Annotated in this window: 18 protein-coding genes; 5 read left to right on the forward strand and 13 right to left on the reverse strand. The window is 66.2% G+C overall.

The window, feature by feature from the left end:
- Positions 1–29: 29 nt before the first annotated feature.
- Complete coding sequence (locus SAOR_RS14855) at positions 30–932, reverse strand: LysR family transcriptional regulator (protein WP_123632116.1); 903 nt, start codon at positions 930–932, stop codon at positions 30–32.
- A gap of 92 nt (positions 933–1,024) precedes the next feature.
- Here SAOR_RS14855 and SAOR_RS14860 point away from each other — a divergent pair, with 92 nt between their 5' ends.
- The 3 genes from SAOR_RS14860 (at position 1,025) to SAOR_RS14870 (ending at position 2,418) form a co-directional block, all read left to right on the forward strand.
- The gene (locus SAOR_RS14860) at positions 1,025–1,774 is read left to right on the forward strand and encodes an NAD(P)H-dependent oxidoreductase (protein WP_123632117.1); all 750 of its coding nucleotides are present in this window, start codon (positions 1,025–1,027) and stop codon (positions 1,772–1,774) included.
- Between the two features lie 112 nt (positions 1,775–1,886).
- Positions 1,887–2,159, forward strand: a complete 273-nt coding sequence (locus SAOR_RS14865) for a type II toxin-antitoxin system Phd/YefM family antitoxin (protein WP_123591384.1) — start codon at positions 1,887–1,889, stop codon at positions 2,157–2,159.
- Positions 2,140–2,418 carry a Txe/YoeB family addiction module toxin gene (locus tag SAOR_RS14870; RefSeq protein ID WP_123632118.1) on the forward strand — a complete coding sequence of 93 codons (279 nt, stop codon included), beginning with the start codon at positions 2,140–2,142 and terminating at the stop codon, positions 2,416–2,418. The genes SAOR_RS14865 and SAOR_RS14870 overlap by 20 nt, the downstream gene beginning before the upstream one ends.
- 101 nt (positions 2,419–2,519) lie before the next feature.
- Here the strand turns inward: SAOR_RS14870 and metE are convergent, their stop codons facing one another.
- On the reverse strand, positions 2,520–4,793 hold the full coding sequence (gene metE / locus SAOR_RS14875; RefSeq protein WP_123632119.1) for a 5-methyltetrahydropteroyltriglutamate--homocysteine S-methyltransferase: 2,274 nt from the start codon (positions 4,791–4,793) through the stop codon (positions 2,520–2,522).
- Between the two features lie 156 nt (positions 4,794–4,949).
- Between metE and SAOR_RS14880 the strand changes: the two genes are divergently transcribed.
- A complete protein-coding gene (locus SAOR_RS14880) occupies positions 4,950–5,834 on the forward strand; it encodes a LysR family transcriptional regulator (RefSeq protein ID WP_123591387.1) in 885 nt (294 codons plus the stop codon).
- A gap of 528 nt (positions 5,835–6,362) precedes the next feature.
- Here SAOR_RS14880 and SAOR_RS14885 read toward each other — a convergent pair.
- From SAOR_RS14885 to SAOR_RS14915, 7 genes are all read right to left on the reverse strand, one after another.
- Positions 6,363–6,620 carry a type B 50S ribosomal protein L31 gene (locus SAOR_RS14885; protein WP_123591471.1) on the reverse strand — a complete coding sequence of 86 codons (258 nt, stop codon included), beginning with the start codon at positions 6,618–6,620 and terminating at the stop codon, positions 6,363–6,365.
- Positions 6,621–6,696: 76 nt separating this feature from the next.
- Positions 6,697–9,897 (reverse strand): isoleucine--tRNA ligase, encoded by a 3,201-nt coding sequence (ileS, locus tag SAOR_RS14890; protein ID WP_123632120.1) that lies wholly within the window; start codon positions 9,895–9,897, stop codon positions 6,697–6,699.
- 99 nt (positions 9,898–9,996) lie between these two features.
- The gene (gene yidD / locus SAOR_RS14895) at positions 9,997–10,272 is read right to left on the reverse strand and encodes a membrane protein insertion efficiency factor YidD (RefSeq protein ID WP_123591473.1); all 276 of its coding nucleotides are present in this window, start codon (positions 10,270–10,272) and stop codon (positions 9,997–9,999) included.
- A 34-nt stretch (positions 10,273–10,306) separates the two neighbouring features.
- Positions 10,307–11,656: a HAMP domain-containing sensor histidine kinase gene (locus SAOR_RS14900; RefSeq protein ID WP_123632121.1), complete on the reverse strand. Its 1,350-nt coding sequence runs from the start codon at positions 11,654–11,656 to the stop codon at positions 10,307–10,309.
- A gap of 34 nt (positions 11,657–11,690) precedes the next feature.
- Positions 11,691–12,599 (reverse strand): YncE family protein, encoded by a 909-nt coding sequence (locus SAOR_RS14905; RefSeq protein ID WP_245965495.1) that lies wholly within the window; start codon positions 12,597–12,599, stop codon positions 11,691–11,693.
- Positions 12,600–12,640: 41 nt separating this feature from the next.
- Positions 12,641–13,183 carry an SRPBCC family protein gene (locus SAOR_RS14910; RefSeq protein WP_245965496.1) on the reverse strand — a complete coding sequence of 181 codons (543 nt, stop codon included), beginning with the start codon at positions 13,181–13,183 and terminating at the stop codon, positions 12,641–12,643.
- Between the two features lie 14 nt (positions 13,184–13,197).
- Complete coding sequence (locus tag SAOR_RS14915; RefSeq protein WP_245965497.1) at positions 13,198–14,289, reverse strand: vWA domain-containing protein; 1,092 nt, start codon at positions 14,287–14,289, stop codon at positions 13,198–13,200.
- A gap of 119 nt (positions 14,290–14,408) precedes the next feature.
- On the opposite strand from SAOR_RS14915, the gene SAOR_RS14920 reads away from it, so the two are divergent.
- The gene (locus tag SAOR_RS14920) at positions 14,409–14,837 is read left to right on the forward strand and encodes an organic hydroperoxide resistance protein (protein WP_123591477.1); all 429 of its coding nucleotides are present in this window, start codon (positions 14,409–14,411) and stop codon (positions 14,835–14,837) included.
- Positions 14,838–14,851: 14 nt separating this feature from the next.
- On the opposite strand, the gene SAOR_RS14925 is transcribed toward SAOR_RS14920, so the two are convergent.
- From SAOR_RS14925 to SAOR_RS14940, 4 genes are read right to left on the reverse strand one after another with little or no spacing between them, the layout of a single operon-like run.
- A complete protein-coding gene (locus SAOR_RS14925) occupies positions 14,852–15,430 on the reverse strand; it encodes a hypothetical protein (RefSeq protein WP_123591478.1) in 579 nt (192 codons plus the stop codon).
- A complete protein-coding gene (locus SAOR_RS14930) occupies positions 15,427–16,413 on the reverse strand; it encodes a vWA domain-containing protein (protein ID WP_123632123.1) in 987 nt (328 codons plus the stop codon). The genes SAOR_RS14925 and SAOR_RS14930 overlap by 4 nt, the downstream gene beginning before the upstream one ends.
- Entirely contained in the window at positions 16,410–17,342 is a 933-nt protein-coding gene (locus SAOR_RS14935) for a nonribosomal peptide synthetase MxaA (protein WP_123632124.1), read from the reverse strand. The genes SAOR_RS14930 and SAOR_RS14935 overlap by 4 nt, the downstream gene beginning before the upstream one ends.
- Positions 17,339–18,184, reverse strand: a complete 846-nt coding sequence (locus tag SAOR_RS14940) for a DUF58 domain-containing protein (RefSeq protein ID WP_123632190.1) — start codon at positions 18,182–18,184, stop codon at positions 17,339–17,341. The genes SAOR_RS14935 and SAOR_RS14940 overlap by 4 nt, the downstream gene beginning before the upstream one ends.
- Position 18,185: the final 1 nt, after the last annotated feature.

The raw sequence follows: 18,185 nt of genomic DNA on the forward strand, positions 1-18,185 counted from the left end.
CCCGGGGACCGCGCCCGGGCGCCGGTTGCTCATGTCGACATTCGATCCGCCTGCGCGGTGCCCGCGAGCTGCTGCACGACGTCGCCCCGGGCGAAGCCGTCGATCAACAGATCGCGCACCGCGCGCATGCGCGCCACCCGGCGCAGGTCGGGGTGGATCAAAAGCCAGAGATCGGTCGCGAGCGCCGCGATGGGCGCGCCGATGCGCACCAGCGTCGGATCGGCGTCGCCCAGATAACAGGGCAGTACGGCGCGTGCATCGCTGTGTCGCAGGGCGGACTGCATGGCCTGCACGGTGTCGAGGCGATAATCGCAGCGCGCGTGGGCGCCCTGGGCCTGCATCCAGGCGCTCAACGCCGGAAAACTCACGCTGTCGTCCAGGCCGATCCATTGCGAGGCTGCGTTTTCGTCCGCATCGCGCGCCCGGTAGACCGCCAGCGCCACGCGGGCCAGGCGGTAAGCGATCAGCGCCTCGGGCGGCTCGGCGATCGGCCGGATCGCCATATCCGCATCGCGACGCGATAGATTGAAGGTCTCGTTGGAGATCGCGACTTCGAGCGCGATCTGCGGATACTCGGCCCGGCAACGCCCGAGCATCGGCGCGACCAGACCCTCGAAGAGCGTATCGGTCGTGGTCAGCCGCACGGTGCCCGACGGGCGCAGGTCCCGGCCGACGGCGCGGCGCTCCACGCCTAGCACCTCCTGCTCCATGCGCGCGCCGGCGGCGGCCATATCCTCGCCGGCGGGCGTGGGCGTATAGCCGCCGCGTACCCGCTCGAACAGCCGCGTGCCGGTTCGTTTCTCCAGTGCCTTGAGGCGCCGAAAGATCGTGGCATGACTCACGCCGAGCGCCCGGGCGGCACCAGCCAGCGAGCCGGCGCGCACGATGGCCAGCGTCAGCCGCAGATCGTCCCAGCCCAGACTATCTTGCATTTTTGCAAACCCGGTTTGCGCTCATAAGCCATTTCATTGCACTGATGACAAGCCCATCGTTGCGGTCCCACGCCAACCGAACATGAACCGCCATGCATGCCCTGATCGTTCACAGCCACCCCGAGCCGCGCTCGTTCAACGCCGCCCTCACCGCGACGGCAAGGCAGACGCTCGCCGACAACGGCGCCCGCGTGACTGTATCCGACCTGTACGCCGAAGGCTTCGACCCGCTCGAAAGCCCGCGCCACTACGGCCCACGCGCCGATCCGAACTACTTCTCGGCGCTGACCGAACAACGCTATGCCGGCACCAGTCACAGCCGCCCCGCCGACGTGCAGCGCGAGATCGACCGGCTCGAAGCAGCCGATCTGGTCATCCTGCAATTCCCGCTCTGGTGGCATGCCCAGCCCGCGATCCTCAAGGGCTGGTTCGACCGCGTGTTCATCTACGGCGAGCTCTACACCGGGCGCAAGCGCTACGACGAAGGCCACTTCCGCGGCAAACGCGCCCTGCTGTCGGTGACCACCGGCGGTCCGGCCGAGACGTTTTCGCCCTATGGGCGCGGCGGGCCGATCGAGCGCCTGCTATGGCCCATCCACTACTCGCTGCACTACATGGGCTTCGACGTGCTGCCGCCCTTCGTCGCTCACGCCGTTCAGGGCGGCGGCATCAGCTACGCACAACGCGACGTTTTCGAACGCCATCTCGAAGAGCGCAAGAACGCATGGGCCGAACGCCTGACCGCACTCGACGAGGCAAAACCAATACCGTTCACCGGCTGGCGGGACTGGGATGACGACGGCGTGCTGCGGGCGGATCATCCGCTGCGTTGGGGGCCGTGACTAGCAGCCGAGGCGACGCCGTATTCAGGCGTATACGCACAGAACTAACGTGTTGCCGGCCGACACGCAGTACGTATAATCGTACGGACAGTCCGTACATCTAAATTCGAGAATGGATTCAATCAGCGTCAACCGCTTTCGCGACAATCTCAAGTCGCTGGTCGATCGCGTGACGACCGAACACAACCCACTCAAGGTCACACGGCGCGGCGGCGAAAGCTTCGTGGTCATCAGTGCCGAGGACTGGGAGCGCGAGCAGGAAAGTCTCTACGTGCTTCAGAACAGCGACCTCATGCGTCAGATTGGCGAATCGCTTGAGACGCATACGCAAGGCAAGGGCTATACGCCCAGCGCGGACGAGATGCGTGAGATCACTGGTCTTTGAAGGCCGCACTTGGCTCGCCTATGAAACGATGCGCGCCGAGGACAAGCGCCTGCATCGCAGGCTGTGCCGTATTCTCAAGGAACTGAACCGAACCGACGATCCCACGACCGGTACGGGCAAACCGGAGGCGCTCAAACACAACTTGAGCGGCCTTTGGTCACGGCGGCTGTCGCAGCAAGATCGCCTGATCTATCGCTTCGATGATGAAGCGATCTATATCCTTGCGATCGGCGGCCATTACGACCGTATCGACGGATGATCGATGACGCTGACGAATACCCCGCCGCAGGGGAAACCGCCCCGGCTAACCGGGGCGGCAGCGCTACGATCCGACCTGCCCCCGCGACAGGTCTTTTCAGATCAGGCGGCCCTGTCGCGCAGCTCGCGGGCGGCGTCGACCATGTGCCGCAGCGCGGGCTCGACCTCGGCCCAGCCGCGGGTCTTGAGGCCGCAGTCGGGGTTCACCCACACCCGCTCGGCGGGCAGCACCTTGGTAGCCTTTTTAAGCAGGTCGATCATCTCCTGCTTTTCCGGCACGCGCGGGCTGTGGATATCGTAGACGCCCGGGCCGATTTCGTTCGGGTACTGGAAGGCCACGAACGCATCCAGCAGCTCCATCTGCGAGCGCGAGGTTTCGATGGAAATGCAGTCGGCATCCATGTCGGCGATCGCCTCGATGATGTCGTTGAACTCCGAGTAGCACATATGGGTATGGATCTGGGTGTCGTCGGCCACGCCGCAGGACGCAATCCGGAACGATTCCACCGCCCATTTCAGGTAGGCATCCCAGTCCGCGCGGCGTAGCGGCAGGCCTTCGCGGAACGCGGCCTCGTCGATCTGGATCGCGGCCAGCCCGGCGGCTTCCAGATCCACCACCTCGTCGCGGATCGCGAGTGCGACCTGCTTGACGGTCTCGGACCGTGGCTGGTCGTCGCGCACGAACGCCCACTGCACCATCGTCACCGGGCCGGTGAGCATGCCCTTCATGGGTTTATCCGTTAGCGACTGGGCATATTTCGACCATTTCACGGTCATCGGCTCGGGCCGCGACACGTCGCCGAAGATGATCGGCGGCTTCACGTAACGCGAGCCGTAGCTCTGCACCCAGCCGAACTTGGTAAACGCATAGCCGGCCAGCTGCTCGCCGAAGTACTCGACCATGTCGTTACGCTCGAATTCGCCGTGTACGAGCATGTCGAAGCCCATGTCTTCCTGCATTTTCACGGCTTCGGCGATCTTGGCTTCCAGGAAGGCGTCGTACTCGGCATCCGACATGCGCCCCTTCTTGTGGGCGGCGCGGGCCTTGCGCACTTCCTGGGTCTGAGGAAACGAGCCGATGGTGGTCGTGGGATAGGCCGGCAGGTTCATCTTGGCGTGCTGTTTCTTCGCGCGTTCGGCGTAGGGCGAGCCGCGCTGGCGGTCCTTGTCGGCGACCGCGGCGGCGCGGCGCTTGACCGCGGCGTCGTGGATGCGCGCGGAGTCCGCACGATCGGCCATCGCCTGCTTGTTGTCCGCCAGCATGGTCTTGTCGAGCTTGCTGTCGGCGGCGTTGGCCAGGAACACGATCTCGTCGAGTTTTTCTTCGGCGAAGGCGAGCCAGTTCTTGAACTCGTCGTCGAGCTTGGTTTCGCTGCGCAGGGTGACCGGCGAATGCAGCAACGAACAGCTCGGGCCCACGATCAGACGCCCCGCGCCAATCTCGCCCTTGATGGTCTCGATCGTGGCGAGCGCGCGTTCCAGATCGGTCTTCCAGATATTGCGACCATCGATGATGCCGACGGACAGATATTTCTCGTCGTCCAGCCGCGCAGCGACGACTTCGGCCTCCTTGATACCGCGCACCGCGTCGATATGCAGTGCTTCGACCGGCAGCGACGTGAACAGCTCCATGTTGTCGGCAAGCTCGCCGAAGTAGTTCGCGACCATGATCTTGATGCCGTCGACCTGCGCGAGCCGCGCATAAGCCTTCTCGATGACCGCGCGCTGGGCGTCGTTCAGGTCCAGCGAAAAGATCGGCTCGTCGATCTGCAGCCATTCGGCGCCGTCCGCGGCCAGTTTCTCGGCGATCTGGACATAGACCTCGATCAGCGAATCGGCCAGATCGAACTTGTCCAGATTCGAGCCGTCGGTGACCTTGCCCAGCGTGAGGTAGGTGGCCGGGCCGACCATCACCGGCTTGGTGACGATGCCCTGTGCCTTGGCCTCGGCAAACTCGTCGAAGATCTTGGAGCCGACAAGATTGAACGACGTGTTCTGGGTGAACTCGGGGACGATGTAGTGGTAGTTGGTATCGAACCACTTGGTCATCTCGCAGGCGATCGCGCCCTGAGTGCCGCGCGCCATGTCGAAGGCGACGTCGATATTCATGTCGCGGCCGTTCCAGCCGAAACGCTCGGGCACGTTGCCGATCAGACACGACAGGCCCAGGACCTGATCGTAGAAGGAGAAATCGTTGGACGGGATCAGATCGATGCCGGCCGCCTGCTGCTTGGCCCAGTTGGCGCGGCGCAGTTCCGCGCCCGCGGCCTCGAGCCCGGCGTAATCGAGATCGCCCTTCCAGTAGGCCTCGGTCGCCTTCTTGAGTTCGCGGCGTTCGCCGATACGGGGGAAGCCCAGGTTGTGAGATACGGTCATAAGACCCTCTGCAGCGTGGCGTATCGAGCGCGCCGCGGCCACGAGTGGAGCCGAGAGCGCTCAGCAATGGAAGCGAACAGCGTAGTCTGTGTCATACATGAATAAAAATGCTTTATAATACTAGTTCAATTATATTCGCTCATATTTTGCCCGGCCATGATCGAACGCATGCACCTCAACATCCTGCGCCAGATCGAACGCGAAGGTTCGATCACGGCCGCGGCCCGCCGACTGCATCTGACGCAGTCGGCGCTCAGCCACGCGATCAAGAAACTGGAGAATCAGTCCGGCACGCGGATCTGGATGCGGGAGGGACGCCGCGTGCGTCTCACCGCCGCCGGCGAATACCTGCTGGCGGAAGCCGGCCGCCTGGTGCCGCAGTTCGAGCGCCTGGACGCCACGCTCGCCGAGTACGCGGCCGGCAAGCAGGGCGCACTGCGCGTCGGGATGGAATGCCACCCCTGCTATCAGTGGCTCCTGAAGGTCGTCGAGCCGTATCTGAGAGACTGGCCGGGCGTCGATATCGACGTTTTCCAACAGTTCCGGTTCGGCGGCATGGACGCCCTGTCCAATCACGACATCGACATCCTCGTCACACCGGATCCGGTGGACACGGCCGGCGTGCTGTTCGAACCGGTCTTCGACTACGAGCAGGTGCTGGCGGTGGCCCGCGATCATCCACTGGCGCGGCGCGAATTCATCGATGCGGCCGATCTCACCGACCAGGTGCTGTTCGCCTATCCGGTGAACCCGGCGCGGCTGGACATCTACACCTATCTGCTCACGCCCGGTGGCAGCGGGCCGCGCGAGCACAAGACGGTCGAATCCACTGACATCATGCTGCAGCTGGTCGCGGCCGGACGCGGCGTGGCCGCACTGCCGAAGTGGCTGATCGACGAATACGCGAACCGGCTGTCGATCGCCACGGTGCCTCTCGGGCGGCACGGCATCCCCAAGCAGATCCATCTGGGCGTGCGTGCGGCGGACCGCAGCAACCAGCATGTGGACGCATTTCTGGAACTGGCCCGCGAGACCGCGTAGGGCCGGCTAACGCTTCATGCGAGCCCGCACCAAGCGCTTTCTGAAATTGACTATGGGGGCAAGGCTAGGCGTCCTGCGCGCCGCGCAGTCATTCTGCGTCAGGGTGCGACAACGCTGGATTGCCGCGACAGCGCTCGGCTCGCCGGGTTGGGCCGCAGATGAACGATCGACCATGGGCACGCTGCGGCGTTGCGGCTTTGCCGGCCTCGACGATCGTGGCGCGCCACGATCAGCGACTCGCGCCGTGCCGCACACGATGTGCGGTCGCCGACGCGGCGTCCGCACGACGCGTCAACAGTCGCGAGACGACTCGAACCCCGGCACAAGGCCACGACGCAGCGGAAACCGTACCGGGTTCAGGCGTTGCAGACGGCGCGAAGGCTCGCCGCCCGCCGTGACGGTGCCGACCGCTGGGCGGCTCACCTCGCCGGCGAGGATGCTCGCACGGCGCCACGACAGATTTACGCTACGCCATCAAAAAGGCACGGCCACCGGACACGGCGCCGCGCCCCAACGCCGGAAGGCGGGCTACTTCTTGCCGCCGCCCATGCCGTAACGGCGACGGAAGCGCTCCACCTTGCCGGTGGTGTCCATGATGTTCTGCTTGCCCGTGTAGAACGGGTGGGTCGCGCTCGTGACCTCCAGCTTGACCAGCGGATAGGTGTTGCCGTCCTCCCACTCGATGGTCTCGTCGGAGGCGATGGTGGAGCGCGTCAGGAAGGCGAAGTCGCCCCCCATGTCCTTGAACACCACGGGGCGGTAGTTGGGGTGAATGTTTTTCTGCATGGCCTGCTATCTCGACTGTCGTGTCGTTCGTTGAAACTCTGGAGCCCGGATCCGTCTGCCCGCGCCCGACGCGTGCTCAGGACAGACGCGTCAGGGCCAGCGTGATGGCGGCGCCGTCGATCTCGAAATGCTCGACCACTTCGCCCGCCGGTTCGTTCTCGGCCACATAGGCGGTGGCCAGCGTCTCCCGCGTCAGCGTCGCGTCGTGCGCGTCGATGGCACGGGCCAGCCCGGCGTCCGCGCTGTACTGCACGCGGATGCGGTCGGCAACGTGGAAATCCGCCTGCTTGCGCAGCCGCTGTACCCGGTTGATCACTTCCCGCGCAAGACCACGCTCGCGCAGCGAATCGTGAAGTGTACTATCAAGTGCCACGGTAACGCCATCCTCGCGGCCCACCAGCCAGCCCTCGACGCCCTCGGCGGACACCACCAGGTCGTCCGGACCGAGCTCGATCGGCTCGCCGTCGGCCTCGATCGTGATCGCGCCGTCGCGCATGTAGGCGGCGATCGCATCGTCGTCCAGCGCGGCGACCGCAGCCGCCACCGGCTTCATGCGCTTGCCCAGCCGCTTGCCCAGCCCCCGGAAGTCCGGCTTGGCGCTGCGCCGGACCAGATCGCCCGTGCCGGCGACGAACTCGATGGCGTCGACGTTGACCTCCTCGCGAACGATGGACGCCACCGCGTCGATATCCGCCCGCGCCACGCCCGGCTCCTCGACCACCAGGATGCGCGCCAGCGGCTGGCGCACGTTCACACCGGCCTCGTTGCGCAGCGCGAGCACGTTGGCCACCACCGCGCGCGCCAGCCGCATGCGCCGCTCCAGCGCCTCGTCGACCAGCGTCTCGTCCGCGGTCGGATAGTCGGTCAGATGCACCGAAGCCGGTTCGGAAGCGCCGGCGACGCGGGCGTAGAGCCAGTCCGAGAAGAACGGCGCGATCGGCGCCATCAGGGCCGCCACGTCGCGCAGGCAGGTGCGCGTGGTGTGATAGGCCGCCCGCTTGTCGGCGACCGCCGCATCGTCTTCGCCGGCGTCATCGTCGGCCCGGGCACCGGCCCAGAACCGCGCCCGCGAACGCCGGATGTACCAGTTGGACAGCGCGTCCACGAAGCGTTCGACCGCGCGCGCCGCGCGCGTGGGATTGTAGGCGTCGAGCGCGGCGACCGCCTCGCCCGCGGTCGACTGCAGACGCGACAGGATCCAGCGGTCCAGCTCGGGCCGCTCGGCCACGGCCGGCGCCGGCATCGCGGTGTCGAAGCCGTCGATGTTGGCGTAGGTGGCGAAGAACGCATAGACGTTCTCCAGGGTGCCGAACACCTTGGTGCGCGTCTCGCGCAGGCCGCGATCGGCGTATTTGGTGTTGTCCCACGGCGGGCTGTTGGACAGCATGTACCAGCGGATGACGTCCGCGCCGTGGGTATCCAGGGCCTCGAACGGATCGACGGTGTTGCCCTTGGACTTGGACATCTTCTCGCCGTTGGCATCCAGCAGCAGGCCGTTGACGATGACGTTCTTATAGGCCGGCGAATCCTGGATCAGCGTGCCGATGGCATGCAGCGAGTAGAACCAGCCGCGGGTCTGGTCCACGCCTTCGCAGATGAAGTCCGCCGGGAAATTGGCCTCGAAGGTGTCCTTGTTCTCGAACGGGTAGTGCCACTGGGCGAACGGCATCGCGCCCGAATCGAACCAGACGTCGATGATCTCGGGCACGCGCCGCATGGTGCCGCCGTCGGCCGCGGTCCAGGTGATCTCGTCCACCTGCGGCTTGTGCAGATCCAGCGACTCGTCATCGGCCACCTGATCGCCCGCCCCTGCTTTTTCAGTTATGGCGCGCAGCTCGGCGATCGAGCCGATGACCACGATATCGGCCGGGTCGTTGTCGTTGACCCAGATCGGCAGCGGCGTGCCCCAGTAGCGATGCCGGGACAGCGCCCAGTCGACGTTGTTTTCCAGCCAGTCGCCGAAACGGCCGGTGCCGACATGGGGCGGGAACCAGTTGATCGCCTTGTTGTATTCGACCAGCTTGTCCTTGTGCTGCTGGGTCGCCACGAACCAGGACTCGACCGGGTAGTTCATCAAGGGCGTGCCCTTGCGCCAGTCGTGCGGATAGTTGTGCACCGTGACGCTCTGGTCGAACAGCAGGCCGCGATCCTTGAGATCGCGCGCGATCGGCTTGTCGGCGTCCTTGAACCACTGCCCGCCGACCAGCGGGAAATCGGCACGAAAATGCCCGTCGCGCTCGATCGGGTTGAACACCGGCATGCCGGCTGCGCTGGTGACATTGAAGTCGTCCGCGCCGAAGGCCGGGGCCTCGTGGGCGATGCCGGTGCCGTCGTCGGTGGTGATGAAATCCGCCGCGATCACGTACCAAGCGTTGTGCGCCTCGGGATGGTCGGCAAAACAGTCGTAGGGCGGCTTGTAGCGCCTGCCGATCAGCGCCTCGGCGCCGAAGGTCTCCACGATTTCGGCGTCGTCACCCAGCGTCGCGGCCACGCAATCCCTGGCGACGATATAGAGCGAACCGTCGGCCGCGCGGACCCGGGCATACTCGATGTCCGGCCCGACCGCGAGCGCGACGTTCGACGGCATGGTCCAGGGCGTGGTCGTCCAGGCCAGGATCGCCACGTCCGGCTCGTCGGCCAGGAAGAACTTCACCGTGATCGACGGATCCTGCACTTCCTTGTAGCCGAGGCTGACCTCGTGCGAGGACAGCACCGTGCCCGAGCCCGGCGAATACCAGTGAATCTTGTGGCCCTTGTAGAGCAACCCCTGCTCATGGAGCTGCTTGAGCAGCCACCAGACCGACTCGATATATTCGTTGGAAAAGGTGACGTAGGGCGCATCGAGATCGACCCAGTAGCCGATCCGGCGGGTGAGTTCGTCCCACTGATCCTTGTAGCGCAGCACCGACTCGCGGCAGGCCGCGTTGTAGGCGGCGATGCCGTAGTTCTCGATATCCTCGCGCGACTGCAGGCCGAGCTCCTTCTCGACCTCGATCTCCACCGGCAGGCCATGGGTATCCCAGCCGGCCTTGCGATCCACGCGATAGCCGCGCATCGTCTTGTAGCGGCAGAATGCATCCTTGACCGTGCGCCCGAGCACGTGATGGATGCCCGGCCGACCGTTGGCCGTGGGCGGGCCTTCGTAGAACGTAAAGACCGGCGCATCGGCGCGTCGGGCCGTGCTGGCCTCGAACACGCCGTCCGCCTGCCACCGGCGGCGGATCTCAGCGTCGAGGGCGGGCAGATTCAGGGACTTGTGTTCAGCAAAACCGGTCATGGCGGCGGCGGGGTCGGTGCGCGGGACGAGAGCGTCGAGCGCGACACTATAAACCCTGGCGCGCGCGGCTGCATCGCCCGCGGCGCGGGGGTCGACGGCCTAGCGTTCGCGTTCGGGCGGAACCGGATCAAAGCCACCCTCGCGCAGCGGATGACAGCGCACGATCCGGCGCAGCGCCAGCCAGCCGCCGCGGATCGGCCCGTGGCGCTCGAGTGCTTCCAGCGCATAGGCCGAACAGCTGGGCACATAGCGACAGCGCGGGCCCAGCAGCGGCGAGAGCGTATAGCGATAGATCAGTACCGGGAGCTGAAGCAGCCGCACCAGCATCCACCGAGCGCCATCGAATACACGCCGAAACGAACCGGGAATCTCCATGTGGGCAGTCTAACGCCGGCTCACCGGCAGAGGACTAGACGCCTACGCTGCCGCAGGCCGGAATCGCCAGGCGTACGGCGAGTCCGCCGCTTCCGCCTCGAGCGAGGTCGAAGTCGCCGCCGAGGGCGGCGACCCGCTCCTGTAGACCGGTCAGGCCGAGCCCCAGCGACGCCCCTTCAGTCATGCCGACGCCGTCGTCGGCCACTTCGATCTCGAGCCAGAGCACGTCATCCCGGACGGTCGACGACACCGCCACGGTCACGGCTGTGGCCCCCGAATGCCGGGCAGCGTTGGTCAGGCACTCCTGGACCGCCCGATAGACCGTGACCTGGACGGCATCATCCAGATCGTCGTCGACCGACCGCAACCGGGCCCGCCATGCCATCTGTGGGCAGCGCTCTCGCCAGTCCTCGACCAGATACATCAACGACTCGCGGAGACCAAAATCGTCCAGCACCGCCGGCCGCAGGCGACCCAGCATGCGGCGAACACGTTGCTGGATCAGGTCCACATGCGCCTGCACGGAATCGATACGCGCTTCGACGCCGTCTCTATCGTCGCGCGCAAGCGACCACGACAGCGCCTGCATGTCGGTGCGGATACCGAACAGATAAGGCGCCATCTCGTCGTGCAGTTCACGCGCGATCGCGCGCCGCTCTTCTTCCTGCATGGTCACCAGCTTCTGGGTGAGCAACCGCCGCTGGCGCGTACTCTCGCGCAGGGCATCCACGACGTGGTTGAACTTGCTCTGCGTATCGGCGAGTTCAGGCACGGCCGGTACGCCCACGGGACGACTGAAGTCGCCGGCGGCCAGACGGGCGAAGCCGGCATGGAGATCGCGTAGCGGTTTCAGTCCGAACCACAGCCCCAACCATGTCAGCGCGGAAACCGACACCATGAGCCAGGCCGCGAGCCAGAACAGGTCGTAGACATCACGCCAGACTTCGGCGACCTCATCGTCCGTCAGAGCGGTGATGCGGATGCGCCCCAACGAGCCGCCGCGCGTGATGCGAATGGTATCGAATACCTGCGACGGCGGAACGATCAGATGCTGAAACCAGACAGGTGCCGGTTCGGCGTGCGCGCCCGAGGTCAAGCGCAGCCATTCGCCCGTATCGCTCTCGATCTCGACCTGGACGTGCCGCAGATCCTCGAACGCCGCGGACAGTGCCGCGAGCGCATCCGGCGCAAGCGGCCGGTCAACGTCGGCGACGAGGAAACGCACGAGCTCCTGACTGAAATCGAGATTGGCCTCGATCTCCTCGATGGTCGCCGCCCGCGCATTATGCAGGATGATCGCGGCCGCACCGGCCAACCCGAGGCCGAGGATGCCGACGACGATGAACAGCAAACGAAGCTTGAGCGACAGGCGCCCTAGACGCATCGATACCCCCTGTGGCCAGAACGGCGAAAACGATTCAATGGCGAATGAATCGTCCGAAGCCCCTTGGGCCGGCGCCCACCGCGATCACCGCCGTCTCGCAGGCGCAATCGAGGTCCACGAGCGAGACGGTGTCGTCGAACCAGTTCGCCACGATCGCATGTCGACCGTCGCGGTCCACGGCGACGCCGTCCGGCTGACCGCCCACCGTGATCTCGCCGAGCCGACGTCCGGTGGCGACCTCGAACCGGGCGAGCAGCCCGTGGCGCTGTTCGGTGACGAGCAGCGTGCGGCCATTATCGGCCGTCGCCAGACCATAAGGAAAGATCCCGGTCTGGATCGTTCGCGCACTGGCGCTGGCACTCAGGTCGATCACGTGCACGTCGTCGCTGCGCACGCTCGCCGCGAACGCATACCGGCCGTTCGGCCCAGCCAGCACCGCGAAAGGTGCCTCTCCCACATCGATCTCGGCAGCCACCGTGTTGTCGGTCGCGGCGACGACCGACACGCTGTCACTCTCCCGGTTGGCGACCAGCACGGCCGATTCGTCCGGCGTGATCGCCACGCCGGCCGGCGCGCCGCCCACACCGACACGCGCCAGCCGCCGGCCGCTGTCGACGTCGTAGACGTCCAGGCGATTGCCCGCCCAGTCGGTCACATAGGCCTGCTGCGACGCGTCGGCCAGCGCGATGCCGAACGGCTCGCCGCCGACGTCCCAGGTGTCGGTCACGGCGCGGCGCTCGACATCGACCACACTGATCCGGCCGATTTCGGGATGGGTGATATAGACCCGTCTTTGGCCGACCGCCACGCCGACCGGACCTTCGGCGACGTCGATGCGCTCGACGATCTCACCTCGGCCGGTATCGATCGCGGCGAGCTGCGCAGCGCCCTGCACCGTCATCCAGGCGGTGTCAGCCCGCGCGACCAACGTACCAGCGAGCACGCCCAGCAATATCCAAAGAATCCGACGCGCAGCACCTCGCATCAACCGCCCTCGACCCGAGTCTTCAATGCCTCGAGGCCATTTCTAAAGAAACCGTGGATGGCCGCCTGCGCGGCCTCGTCGGTCTGCCCTTCTTCCGGAAAATTACCGGTATCGCCGCGATAGAAACGCGCCTTCCACACCACCTCGCTGCCACCATCGGCGACCTTCACCTCGATCGTGGCGGTGTAGAAACTCACGGGGAAAACCGAAGGGTCTTCCCGAAGAAGTCGATAGCCCATGTAACGGCGTTCCGGATCGTATTCGTCGACGCTTTCGGTGATCTCGCCGCCGCCATCGGCGAACACGAGCACACGTTCGGCGCCGGTCTCGTCGGCGATTCCATCATGGTTTTTGCTGGGATGAACCGCTGACAAGGCCGGCTGCCAGTCGGCCAGCGCCGAGACGTCGCCGACGATCTGCCAGACCTCGGCCGGCGGCGCATCGATATGAATACTCTCCTGTGCTTTCTGGGGCGTGGGTCCGTGCGCCAGTGCAGCGGTGGAACAGACCAGCAAGGCGCCAACGGTGAGGCGGTGGACCAACGACGAACGTCGATTCATGAAACACTCCTTCGGCTTGGGTGATCGGGAAAAACGAAACGCGCGCGACGGCGCAGATCCGAAATGACGGTGCCGGCGTGCACAAGCACGACAAAGACGAGCGCGAGCGCGGCGAACAGCCATCGGATATCGGTAGGTCGCTCGCGGATTTCGGCCCAGGCGCGAGGCGTGACGGCGCGATAGAACGCGGCGTCGTCATCGAGATGGAGGTAATCGAAATCGGCGGCGTCCGCCATCGACTGCAGATGCGCTTCACGCACTGCGGACAGATGCTCGTTGCCAAGCTTTTCGCTGCGCCCCCACGGCGCATTGCGCGGCACGTAGCCGTCGATCTCCTCCGGGTTCGCCGGTTGCCCGAAGTTGGCCGCCTGCGGCACGTCGTCGGCTTCGTAGACGCCGATGCGCTCGCCCTCGGCGTTGTATTTCGGAATCTCGACCGGCGTGTAACCACCCACACCCACGAGCAGCCCGTGCAGCGGCGGCGCATCGGCGGCGGCCGCTCCGGGCGCGCCCGGTTTTTTGCCGGGCACGAGAATCGCCGGGTCGGGCTCGTAGCGAGGATTGACCGGCGGCGCCTCGTGGCCGTCGGTGAGAAATACCAGGCTCGTGTGTTCGTCCAGCGCGCCGCCGGCGCGGGCGAGCTCGATCTTTTCCATCGCATCGACCAGGCCGCGGTTGACGTTGCTGTCCGCGGCCCAGGCGGCACGCCAATCGATCATGTCCACGCTGGCCTGCAGCGCATTGAAGCTTGCGCAGACCTCGATGGGCATCAGCGTGATGTTGACCGTGCGCTCGGAGAACAGCGCGAGGCCCACTCGCGAACCACAAGGCAGACGCGCGATTGCCGATGCAACGGCCTGCTTCGCCCGCGCCACACGGGTCACCGGCTCGCCGCCCGCGCGGTAATCGGCGACATTCATGCTGCGCGTGATGTCGACGACGAACAGCGTGGCGTAGACCGGCCGAGCGAGTGGCCAACGCGGCACCACGAAGGTCGCCAGCGTCAGGATCAACGCCAACACCAGCCCCCAGAGCTTCGGATCCGAGCGCTTGACCCTTCGCCACAGGCGGGCATATCCGGCCGTCACGTCAACCCATCCGGCGACCGGCGCCCGACAGCGCTCGTGCACTCGCCCGCAGAGATGTATTGCGCACAATCGATCGACGTGTAACGCTGCATCCAACGCTTATCCATCGGGAGCAACTCATGACCGTCGACAAAATTCTCTATGAAGCTGAGGCCACCGCGACCGGCGGGCGCGACGGACGCGCCGTCAGCTCCGACGGCACGCTCGACATGCGTCTGGCCACGCCCAAGGCGCTCGGCGGCGCGGGCGGCGACGGCACCAATCCGGAGCAGCTGTTCGCGGCCGGCTACTCGGCCTGCTTCATCGGGGCCATGAAGGTGGTGGCCGGCAAGCAGAAGATCGACATGCCCGCCGACCACAGCGTGACCGGCACGGTCGGCATCGGCCCGTCCGGCGAGGCGTTCGGCATCGCGGTCACCCTCGATGTCTCCCTGCCCGGCCTGGACCGCGAGACGGCCGAAACGCTGGTCGACCAGGCCCATCAGGTCTGCCCCTACTCCAACGCGACGCGCGGCAATATCGACGTCACGCTCAACGTCAGCGTCTGAGGCCGAAACCGCGCTCACGGGGCACCCCGCGGAAAACCCGGCATCTGCGACCAGACCTCCTCGGCCGGTTTTTCGCCCTCCTGGGGCTCGCCTTCGTGGACGGGCAGATCCCGCACGAGGCGCTGGGCGGCCTCGAAGTTGTGCTTCGCCGCCCAGTACCCCGGATCGGCCCGTAGCGCATCGCGATAGGCCTGTTTGGCCAGTTCCGCCATGGTTCGCGCACCGTCGATGTCGTATTCGTCGGCGGCGGCCACGGCGCGCTGCACGTAGAGATTGCCGAGGTTGTAGCGCGTCTTGGCCGCCAGCCCCTCCGGATCGCCGCGCGTCCCGCCGTCGGTACGAATCCAGATCGTCTGATAGGCGGCGCCGGCCTCGCGATAGCGATCCAGCTTCGATTCGGCGTAACCCTGCGCGAACAGCACCGGCAGCGGCGATTGCGGCGTGACGTCCCCGCTTTCGTGGGCGAGCGCGTTACGGATGGCATCGTTATCGCGGCTGTGGCCATACCAGAGCGCGGCCTGCCAGACACTCACGCTCGTCGCCACCGCCGCTGCGGCGAGAACGAGCCAGCCGAGAATCCGGCGCCGACTCATACCACGAGCTCCCGCTCGGCCGCCTTCGACGCCACGCCGAGCACCAGCATCACCGCGGCGAACGCGTACACCCAACCGCTCAGATCCCGTCTCGGCAGACGCTGCTCGTAGACCAACGGACGACGCTCCAGCCGGCCGATGTCCGAGATGGCCTCGGCCAAAGCGGCCGGATTTTCCGCCTCGTAGGCCTTGTACGGCGTGGACAGGCTCTGGAAGAATCGATGCAGGTAGCGCTCGGGCATGGCCTTGGCGTTGTCGTTGCGCGGTTCGTCCGGCGCGTCGAAGATGCCGGGACTGCCCGCGGTACGCAGGAAGATCCAGTACAGCGATACGTCGTACTCGGCGAAGCGCGCACGCAGGTGTTCGGCGCTGCGGAAATCGATCTCGGCGGCGCCGTCGGAAATGAGCACGATGGCGCGCGACGCGCTGGCCCGCGTGTCCTTGAAATAGGACAGCGACATGAACAGCCCCGCCGCGACGTTGGTGAACGCCAGACCGCGCGTGGCCGCAGCGGCCACTGCGGCCTGCGCCGCTCGGCGGTCGTCGGACAGCGGCACCACCGCCATCGGCCGGGTGCTGAACGACACCACACCGAAGAGGTCGTGATCGCGCTCGCCGATGAACTCGGTGAGCAGGCGGCGCGCGGTCTCGCTCTTGGATTCCTCCCCGCCCTGCGGATTCCGGCCGGCAAAGGTCTGGTCCATGCTCAGGCTGCGATCGAGCGTGAGCACGACATGCGCCCCGCGCGCGATTTTCTCGACGGTCTGGGCGCCGATGTACGGTCGGGCGAGGCCGGCGATGAGTGCGGCAATCGCCAGCGAAGCCGCGATTCGCAACCCGATATCGATACCGGTCGACAGACCGTCCGGCGGCCACATCTCTAGCCAGGCGTGCTCGCCGACGCGCAGCGGCAGCCGCCACCAGGGCAGCAGCGCGAGCACCAGCGCCACGAGCAATACCGGTCGATCGAACGCGATATTCATGCGCGGGCCTCCCGGCGCCGGCATTGCTCGGCCAGCCGCTGCAACTCCGTCAGCGTGTGTCTACGGTCGCCGTTCGACTCGACTCCGACGAAGAAGAAGCGTCGCGAGAAAGCGAAGAAGGTGTCGATTTCGTCGCGCAGATCGGCGAAGGCGGGATGTGCCGCCACGAACCCATCCAGATCCTCGGCGAACACCGCGCGACCGGCGGTCGCATCGAAGGCGCGGTGGAGCACCCGCAATGCACTGGGCGTCGCGGGCTCCGTGCCGCGGCGCAGTCGCTTGAGTCGCGCGGCGGCGAGCGCGAATGGACCGCGCTTGTACCCGGGCAGACGATCGCTGATCCATGCCCAGGCGAGCACCGCCACCCATGCGATGACGACACTGATCAGGGCAGTCCGGCGGGGCGCGGCGACATCGCGCAGGCCCGGCCGTTCGTCCGGCAGCATGATGTCGTTGTCCTGACTGCCGAATTCGGCTTCGGACTGCAGCTCGATCAACGGCGACATCGTGAACGCAAAGCCCGGCACACGGGCCTCGATGACGTCATCGTCGGGCCCGACCGCGCGTACCGTAAACGACGGCAGTTCCCGGCGGCCCGCCTGCAGCGGCGCATAGAACAATTGATAGACGAAGGTGGCCTCGACCCGACCACCACGTTCGTCCAGGGCGTCGAACGAAAGCGCGACCAGATCCAGCCAATAATTCAACTTGCCTTGCCCGGGCAGCGACGTCCGTTCGAGCCGGTAGCCGTCCGGTAGCGTGAAGCGTACGCCGCGCGTGAGCCGGTCGCCGACGACATGGCCGTAGGCACGCGGGTTCTTGACGGCCACGTCGATATCCGCGGCTCGAGCCGGCGTGACACCGATGGCGAGCGCAAGCATGAGCCCCAACAGCCACGAGGAACCGACAATGGCGCTAGAGTGGGTCATGCCGTACGTAGGAAATGATCGGTCAGGACGCTGGCATCGAAGCGTGCGCCAGCGAACAACGGCCGCCGGCCCTGGCGCATGAACTGGCGCGCCAGATACGCACGGCGCTCGGCGTAGGCTCGCCGCAGGCGTTCGGCGAGCCGCGGACGCATATACAGCGTGCGCCGCCGTCCGGTCTCCGGATCCTGCAGGCTCATCAGGCCGCGCCGCGGCAGCGCCGAATACTCGCGCTCGTGCCAGACGACAACCGGCACCACGTCGTGGCGCGCCAAGCCGTCGAGCACGCCGTCGAGCTCACGCGTCGTCCAGTGGAAATCCGATACCAGAAAGACAAGCGCGCGCTCGCGCGGCAGGCGCGTGGCAAGCGCGCGCGGCTCGCCCAGGCGCCGCCCGAGCGACGGTCCCTCTTGCAGGCACTCGATCACGCCTTGCGCAGCGCCGCGCTTGAAAGTCGGCGGCAGGTGCAATGCGCGAGCCCCATCGTCGAGCGTCAGCAGACCAAAGGCATCGCCGGTAGCGGTCGCCGAGCGCGCAGTCGCATCCGCGAACGCCGCCGTGAAGGCCGCTTTGTCGCCGAAGCGCATGGAGGCGGAGCGATCCACCAGCAGCATGACCGGGATGGCCGCGCGCTGTCGGAAGACCCGCGTATACAGCATGCCGTACGGGTCTCGTACGCTCGCATTCAGATCGAGGCGCCGCGGGTCGGGATGATCCAGCAGCGACGCATAGCCGGAGAACAGCTGCCCCATACCCGAGCGCTGGCTCGTGTGCGCACCCGGGCGCATGCTCTGTGGGCGCCAGCGAATACGGTAGACGAATTCGCGCTGGGTTTCGGCGATCATA

Source organism: Salinisphaera orenii subsp. orenii MK-B5 (assembly GCF_003788635.1).
Lineage (GTDB): Bacteria > Pseudomonadota > Gammaproteobacteria > Nevskiales > Salinisphaeraceae > Salinisphaera > Salinisphaera orenii.